Source organism: Psychrobacter sp. CR212 (assembly GCF_059693765.1).
Genome location: NZ_JCATIF010000013.1, coordinates 1 through 579, shown reverse-complemented (window position 1 = coordinate 579; position 579 = coordinate 1). Strand labels below are relative to the sequence as shown.

The 579-nt window shown below is 46.1% G+C and carries 1 protein-coding gene; it reads left to right on the top strand.

Going from position 1 to position 579, the window contains the following annotated elements; translation table 11 throughout:
- Positions 1-507: EF-Tu C-terminal domain-related protein (locus AC58CZ_RS13230; RefSeq protein WP_497413156.1), on the top strand; the 507-nt coding region annotated here is incomplete at its 5' end.
- Between the last annotated feature and the right edge of the window lie 72 nt (positions 508-579).

Below are 579 nucleotides of genomic sequence, written 5' to 3'. Positions count from 1 at the left end.
GTAGTAACTGGCCGTGTTGAATCTGGTATCGTAAAAGTTGGTGACGAAATCGAAATCGTTGGTATCCGTGACACTCAAAAAACCACCTGTACTGGTGTAGAGATGTTCCGTAAACTGCTTGACGAAGGTCGTGCTGGCGAAAACTGTGGCGTACTACTACGTGGTACTAAGCGTGAAGACGTACAACGTGGCCAAGTACTAGCGAAGCCAGGTTCAATCACGCCTCACACCAAATTTGACGCCGAAGTATACGTACTGTCAAAAGAAGAGGGTGGTCGTCACACACCATTCCTAAACGGCTATCGTCCACAGTTCTACTTCCGTACCACTGACGTAACTGGCGCAATCCAATTACAAGACGGTACTGAAATGGTCATGCCTGGTGATAACGTTGAGATGGGCGTAGAGCTTATCCACCCAATCGCTATGGACAAAGGTCTACGCTTCGCTATTCGTGAAGGTGGCCGTACTGTAGGCGCTGGTGTTGTTGCTAACGTATTGAACTAAGACTTAAGTCTCAGTAATGAGATTATGAATTAGTCATAAAAAAGCCATCCTATCTAGGGTGGCTTTTTTTTT